Raw genomic sequence first — 5,920 nt, 5'->3', positions numbered from 1 at the left:
CTCGCATACAACTGCAAAAGAATGGCACGGCTTCAGGCAGCATAAGCCGGGTCAGCCTCGGCGTTATCAGCCGCAAAATGCCCAACCCGACAGGCTGCTAGGTTAGGGTTTCCCCACCATCCCCTTTTATCTGTGGTCTTGGTCCATGTTGATTCCGCAACGCGATCCGTACCAAGAGCAACTAGGATTTCAGTTTCAATATCAAGCTGCCATACTGGCACTATGGACCATTGGCAATACTGTAATGTGTTATCATATTGTAGCTGTATCATTTACACCTTTCGTAGCTAAAATCCGTTGTGTTGAAATGTTTGTTTAAAAACTTGCAAATTCTTTTGCATCTACGCTCACTCATTACTTTAGGTAGATATGCTTTTGTTCCTAAGCCAAGCTTGTATTCTTTCTTTAGTGAAACTGCCTTACCTTGATAGGTGATGTAATACGCCTCTGGAACAACATCACATTCCAATATTTGAAAGTTTGTATGTTGCTTGTTTGGCTTTTCGTTCAAGATATTGGAATGTGGTCTTGCCATTATTGTGCGCCGTTCTGTAGATTTGCGTGCGCTTTATCTACTAGAGCGTTCATGGATGCCCATTCCGATGCGGTTGGCGCTCTGTTTTCCTTAAAGATAGCGATAAGCTGTTCCACTATCTGTATCAAAGTAGGAACGTCACTAATGACTGTTTCTACTAATGCTGCGATTGCTGCTAAGTCCATAATAATCCTTTCTTAGTTTTTAATGATACCTTTTGTTGTCAAGTATGTTTGAAATGCTGATAATGCGGCGGCCAATGCAGCTTGATCCGCTGTTGATACTGCCTGTCCATTTTGTGCGGCTTCGCGCACTTTTACCAGTTGCGTGTAAACATCTTCGTCATAGACTTTGATTTGCGCTACGATACTTTGATCTACAGCGCCGAACTTACCTTCTGAATATTGGTAAGCCGCTGTTTCTAATGTTGCTAGAGTTGCTTCCGCTGTAATAGTCCCCTGCTCTACGTGTTTTTCAGAACATGCCACTAGAGATAATGACAAAATAATTGCGAAAGCATATAATGCTTTCTTCAAAATGTTTCTCCTAAAAATATATTATACTTCTTTATTTACTGCGGAGCACCAGTATTCGCGGAACCTGCTTCAACGCCGCTGTGTGTATGGCTATCAAGTGAGATATTGCCCGCCTTAACGTCGCCAGTTGCGGTGATCGCACCTGTAACTTTAACATTTGCATTAATGGAGACACCATTTTTATCTATGGTGAATATAGTATTGTTTCCTTGCTTGATCTCAAAAACGTCTTTTGATGAAACTACAACTCCGTTCACTGACAAATACAGTGATTGTCCATTAGCATCATATATTTGTGTTTCGCCCTCACCCATATTCTTTGGATGGGTTTTTACGTCATGGGTAGCGATTACTATTTTGTTGTTGGCTGCGCCATAACCTGACAATGTGATCGCCTGGGAGCCAACAGGGGCCGTTGATGTAATGCCCCATGTTCCATACACGGGAACGTTGTTATGAACTTCATAGCCTGCCATCTGTGTAATCTGACAGTTGTGAATGGTATCCTTTGTGTTGATATTGTTGCTAACAGTACCCGTTTTAACGAGGTGTATTATCCTGTTTTCACATTCTTTGATTCGTCTTTCCATATGATCCTTTCTTATGAACCCGGCAAAGATTGTAGAGCGGGGTTACTTTGATATAAAGTTGTTGGTTCAAAGCTAAATGCCTCTTGGGGGTATAATGTCATGGTAGTGCTAGAGCCGCTTTGTGCGTTGTATGAGTATGAAACTGTTGCCGTGACCATATAATCTGAGACCACGTTAATCATGGGCAGGTTTATGGCCGCCATCTGGTTTACGTCCCAAAGCTGCCCGCCCGCATCCGTAAATCCTTGGAGTGTGACGCTAACGGACCTGCTGCGCCCATAATTTCTGTTTGCCTGCCAGTTCGCAAACCTTTGTGCCAAAGTTCCATCTTGGTCACTGGTGCTGTTGATGGTTACAAGAGTCCTGTTTTCATTCGCAAAGATTCCCGCCTGGGGATCTGTGGCGCTAAAGACTGGTGGCAAACCTGTTTGTGATTGCGTGGTGAATGGTTGCCATATCACCTCGTAATTCGCATACCTTTGCGTTATGTCTTCGTTATATGAGTATGAGGTTAGCGGCGATCTTTCGTTGAGCACCGTTGTCGCTTGAGTGGCAACGTCTGCAATAACCAAGGCGCTGTAACCGTTATCATAGAGAAGTTTGCCTTGATAACGGGCATACCTATCCAAGATGCTCCACCCTGTATCCCCTATGTTATAGGGAACACTGTTCCATGCGCTCTTATCCTGCGCCTGTGACTTGTTGATAACACCGATGCCATAAAGCCCGCATATCTCATGACAAAGATCCTCTAGGGATTGGATGTTGTTTATACTCGTGCCTGGGTAGATGGGGTTGCCATCCACTAACTTTTTAAGCCCCGATCTTCCGCTTATCACCAGTGAATGAACGTTGTTCCCAGAAATGGCTATGTTTTTCATCTCCACCATTCCTGAAAATATCATTTTCTTTTGCAGGTAGATCTGCACTGGTTCATTACTAAGAATAGGCGGAAAGTTTGAGCCATCACATAACAATTCCATCTGGAAGGTTGATGGCACTTGCTCCATTGACCTTTGGAACTGGAAACCTTGAAAGTTTGTATAAACCTTCTTGTTTATCAAAACCTGTAAAGCGTCGGTTTTCGGGGTATATGGCTTTGTGGTCGTAACTGAAATGTTAGTTGCCATCGCTTATCCCCGATAAAACTTCCAAAGCTAATGGCATAAACAGCGGATGTTTAACATTATTATTGTTTCTTAAAACTATATCGTCGTCATATGAGCCACTTTGGTACAGATTTTGAGATATAAGGGCTGCTGGCAAAGACACCTTTGTTTCATAAGTTACCAATTCCGGCAAACCATAACCGTTTTCGCTGATAACAGTCTGGATAGCGGCCTGTAACTGGTTAAGGTATGAGAATAAACCTTTATCAGATACGCAATAGTTTTCCGCATCAAAGATGTAGGATAGTTGATTTTTTAAGTTTTCTGCGTCCGTGGAACTTGTAAAAGTAATATCTGGCACTATGGTTCCAATAAGAACTAGTGCGTTTTGACGCACGTTTCCATATTCTACGCTGTTATTAACCACTGTCCTTAGATCACTGTTATACCCATATTCCTGTATTATAGTGATAAGTGCTTGAACCTTTAACATTGGGTCTGTAAAGGCTTCCAGCATTGTTTGTAATGTAGTTTGCACGTCCATGTTTATACCTTAATGTTTTAAGGTATTTAGCGGTAATATCCACCTTTTTGACGCAGGTAAAACAAATATACGGGGACGTTAATCGTCATATATCAAGATCCCTAGAATTTATGACAAAAGGGATTTTGGTATCCCATGACCTTTAGCAGCCCCGTATCCTTGTAACTGGCCGCATCGGCGGCACTTATAAAAGGCACTTTAAGATGGTTGAAATTCAGATAGGTAAGGTAAAGATTGACCTTCGACCACTCATTTGTTTTTCCGTTATTATACTGTTACCTCACTAAACTAAAAGGGGGAGCCAATGGCTCCCCCTTTATTCTATCTGTTAAGTTCATACAAAAAATGTTCGCGAGATGTTTCTGTTCCTATCATTCTTACTTTAACAGTAGTTCCGTTAATAAACGTTATTTCATAATGATCGTGGCCACCTCCTGATGTTCTTTTTTCTCTAATATCTTTAATCTGGTTCTTGTTAACGATAACATTAGAGCTAGTCGAAATATCATGATATTCGATAAACTGTGTCATCTTTATTCCTCGATATAACCTGCCTTGATTAGCAGCTTTTCAATGCCTTTACGGTATGTGAGTTCATTATCATCACAAAACTTCAAAAACGCATTGTAGGTATCTTCTGGAAGCTTAACATTTACGGGCATAGTTGGCCCTACCGCGTTCCTGCGCTTGCGTCCTTCGCGGCTGGCAAAGCCAAGCTTCTCCGCAACGCGGTCCACTTTTTCAAGGGTGGAATCCCTGTCCGCTGGTTTCTTCCTGATGCCAAAATCATCATTCATGATACGATTTCCTTGGTTACAGCTTCCGCGTTTTCGATGGCCTTCGGGATACCGTTCACCTTTTCAGGGTCCAGTTCATACAGGGACGTTTTATACGCAAAAACGCTTTTGAAGGCAGCGCGCTCGTTAAGCTGGTTCCGCATCAACGGAAGGCCGTTGCGCTCAAGCTGCGCCGCCAAGTCAGTTTCAAGCCGAGTTTTAATGACAGGGCTTGTCCTGGAGAGCATGACCTTAAAGGGGATCTTGCGCTCTACAATCTCCTCCTCCTCGGTAATCAAGTTGATGGTCTTCCCTGCTTCCGCCGCGTCAAGCGTACTGGCTTGGAAAGGGATCACCACAAGATCAGCTTTTGCGATGGCGCGAGCCACCAGCCTTGACGCCACACCCTCTAGGTCAATCAACACGTAGCCTTCATCAACGGCATTGATGTGCTTCACTACGTTGTTTTCCGTAATGTCACCGATAACCGTGATGGGCAGTTTAGAGGTTCCCGTGCGCCACCTTACCTGGGGTTCATTGGGATCTCCATCAAGGATAGTCACTACCTGTCCGTGATGGCTCAAAACTTCGGCCACGATCTGACAGGTTGAGGATTTACCCGCGCCACCCTTGGACGCCGCAAAAGCTATAACTTGCTTCATGATGCTTCGTATTCCTGTATCTTCACACAGTCATATCATCATGGTGCAAAAGATACAACTAGATGTAGTTATATGTAGAAGGGGCTTCATAAAGCCCCTTTCCCTTTCTAGCCTATATGAGTGGCCCATTCATTTTTAGCCACCTCGATGCCGAACAAATGGACCTTGCGGCGAAAGGCGGGGCCAAGGTAATCGCCGCGTATGGGAACAACGTTTTTAAGATCGCCGTTCCGTTTCACATCCGCAATGCGCCCCACTTCGCGAATCATCACTGATTGTTTGAAACCTTCGCCGGTGGCCTTCACCACTTCGTAAAAGCGAGTCTCATTCTCTGTTCCAAGCTTATAAAGCTTAAACAGGTCTCCAACTTTTACGGGCTTCGGGGTCACGTCCATCGGGGTATATCCTCAACAAAGCGGGCTTCAATGCCTCGCATACGTATCTATATAAACTTGTAGCTTTATGTAGTCAACACGTCATATAGCTACATGTTGCCTTTTTGGTGGCGGATTTGCTTCTGCGTGCTGTGCCATCATTTCCAACCAAGCCGCCGCATCTTGAGGGATGGGCTGTATACCGCGACACCAGCCCCTTACCGTCCCTTCGCCATAATTAAGGATCTTCGCCAACTCGCGCTGTGACCAGTGTAAGAGCGCAAGGCACTCGCGTATTCTGGTGGGGGTCATAGGCGGTTCTCCTGCGCATAAGAAAGCGTTTCCATGAGAACACTATAATGATTCTAAGGTCTTTGAGCATCGGGTTATGTCCTCGATGTAGGATGCCAAGGGCCGCTTGTGCCCTTGGTGTTTGGGTTAGTGTTTATGGGTGCCGATGATTCTGGAGCGTTCCAGCATTAGCTTGCTGAACTCCACGCGGGCTTTGATCTCCGCTTCATGGGGTCCAAGGGCTTCCACTTCTATGGGGAAGCAAACGCCAAGAAACTTAAAAATGATGGTGTATTTTGCCATTGGGCTTTGCCTCAATTTAACAGGGCTTCATTGCCTCTGTTGCTCACCGTTATAAAGGTGTAGCTATATGTCGTCAATTGTTTTCTACATGTAGCTACATATCTTATACCAACCATTGTTTGGCCTGACTCACGGGGTACCCATCGGTTTAAAAATGTGATTCATAGGATGCAGACCATTCTCTGAAGGAGGCATTCTGG

The 5,920-nt window shown here is 44.4% G+C and carries 10 protein-coding genes; all 10 read right to left on the bottom strand.

All coding sequences use genetic code 11. The features are described from left to right. Window positions 1–732 precede the first annotated feature (732 nt). The 10 genes from CDI09_RS17985 to CDI09_RS18365 all read right to left on the bottom strand — a co-directional run bounded on the left by CDI09_RS17985 (window position 733) and on the right by CDI09_RS18365 (window position 5,720). Window positions 733–1,071, bottom strand: coding sequence for a hypothetical protein (locus tag CDI09_RS17985; protein ID WP_146220940.1), 339 nt, complete (start codon window positions 1,069–1,071; stop codon window positions 733–735). A gap of 35 nt (window positions 1,072–1,106) precedes the next feature. Continuing rightward, a complete protein-coding gene (locus CDI09_RS16970; protein WP_078528663.1) occupies window positions 1,107–1,661 on the bottom strand; it encodes a phage baseplate assembly protein in 555 nt (184 codons plus the stop codon). Between the two features lie 11 nt (window positions 1,662–1,672). Further along, window positions 1,673–2,791: a phage baseplate assembly protein gene (locus tag CDI09_RS16965; protein WP_110571453.1), complete on the bottom strand. Its 1,119-nt coding sequence runs from the start codon at window positions 2,789–2,791 to the stop codon at window positions 1,673–1,675. Further along, window positions 2,781–3,314 carry a hypothetical protein gene (locus CDI09_RS17980; RefSeq protein ID WP_146220939.1) on the bottom strand — a complete coding sequence of 178 codons (534 nt, stop codon included), beginning with the start codon at window positions 3,312–3,314 and terminating at the stop codon, window positions 2,781–2,783. Before CDI09_RS17980 ends, CDI09_RS16965 begins: the two co-directional genes overlap by 11 nt. Before the next feature lie 321 nt (window positions 3,315–3,635). Beyond that, window positions 3,636–3,845 carry a hypothetical protein gene (locus CDI09_RS18370; protein WP_170120513.1) on the bottom strand — a complete coding sequence of 70 codons (210 nt, stop codon included), beginning with the start codon at window positions 3,843–3,845 and terminating at the stop codon, window positions 3,636–3,638. 2 nt (window positions 3,846–3,847) lie between these two features. Further along, complete coding sequence (locus CDI09_RS16960; protein ID WP_078528668.1) at window positions 3,848–4,111, bottom strand: hypothetical protein; 264 nt, start codon at window positions 4,109–4,111, stop codon at window positions 3,848–3,850. Further along, complete coding sequence (locus CDI09_RS16955; protein ID WP_078528671.1) at window positions 4,108–4,752, bottom strand: AAA family ATPase; 645 nt, start codon at window positions 4,750–4,752, stop codon at window positions 4,108–4,110. Before CDI09_RS16955 ends, CDI09_RS16960 begins: the two co-directional genes overlap by 4 nt. A 107-nt stretch (window positions 4,753–4,859) precedes the next feature. Continuing rightward, window positions 4,860–5,147, bottom strand: a complete 288-nt coding sequence (locus tag CDI09_RS16950; RefSeq protein ID WP_078528674.1) for a hypothetical protein — start codon at window positions 5,145–5,147, stop codon at window positions 4,860–4,862. Window positions 5,148–5,228: 81 nt separating this feature from the next. Further along, complete coding sequence (locus CDI09_RS19040; RefSeq protein ID WP_078528677.1) at window positions 5,229–5,438, bottom strand: helix-turn-helix domain-containing protein; 210 nt, start codon at window positions 5,436–5,438, stop codon at window positions 5,229–5,231. Window positions 5,439–5,564: 126 nt separating this feature from the next. Next, a complete protein-coding gene (locus CDI09_RS18365; RefSeq protein WP_167370274.1) occupies window positions 5,565–5,720 on the bottom strand; it encodes a hypothetical protein in 156 nt (51 codons plus the stop codon). Window positions 5,721–5,920: the final 200 nt, after the last annotated feature.

The sequence above is a fragment of the Komagataeibacter nataicola genome, from assembly GCF_003207795.1.
Classification (GTDB): domain Bacteria; phylum Pseudomonadota; class Alphaproteobacteria; order Acetobacterales; family Acetobacteraceae; genus Komagataeibacter; species Komagataeibacter nataicola.
The sequence above is the reverse complement of the archived record's forward strand: the minus strand, read 5'-3'. Positions and strand labels throughout refer to the sequence as shown.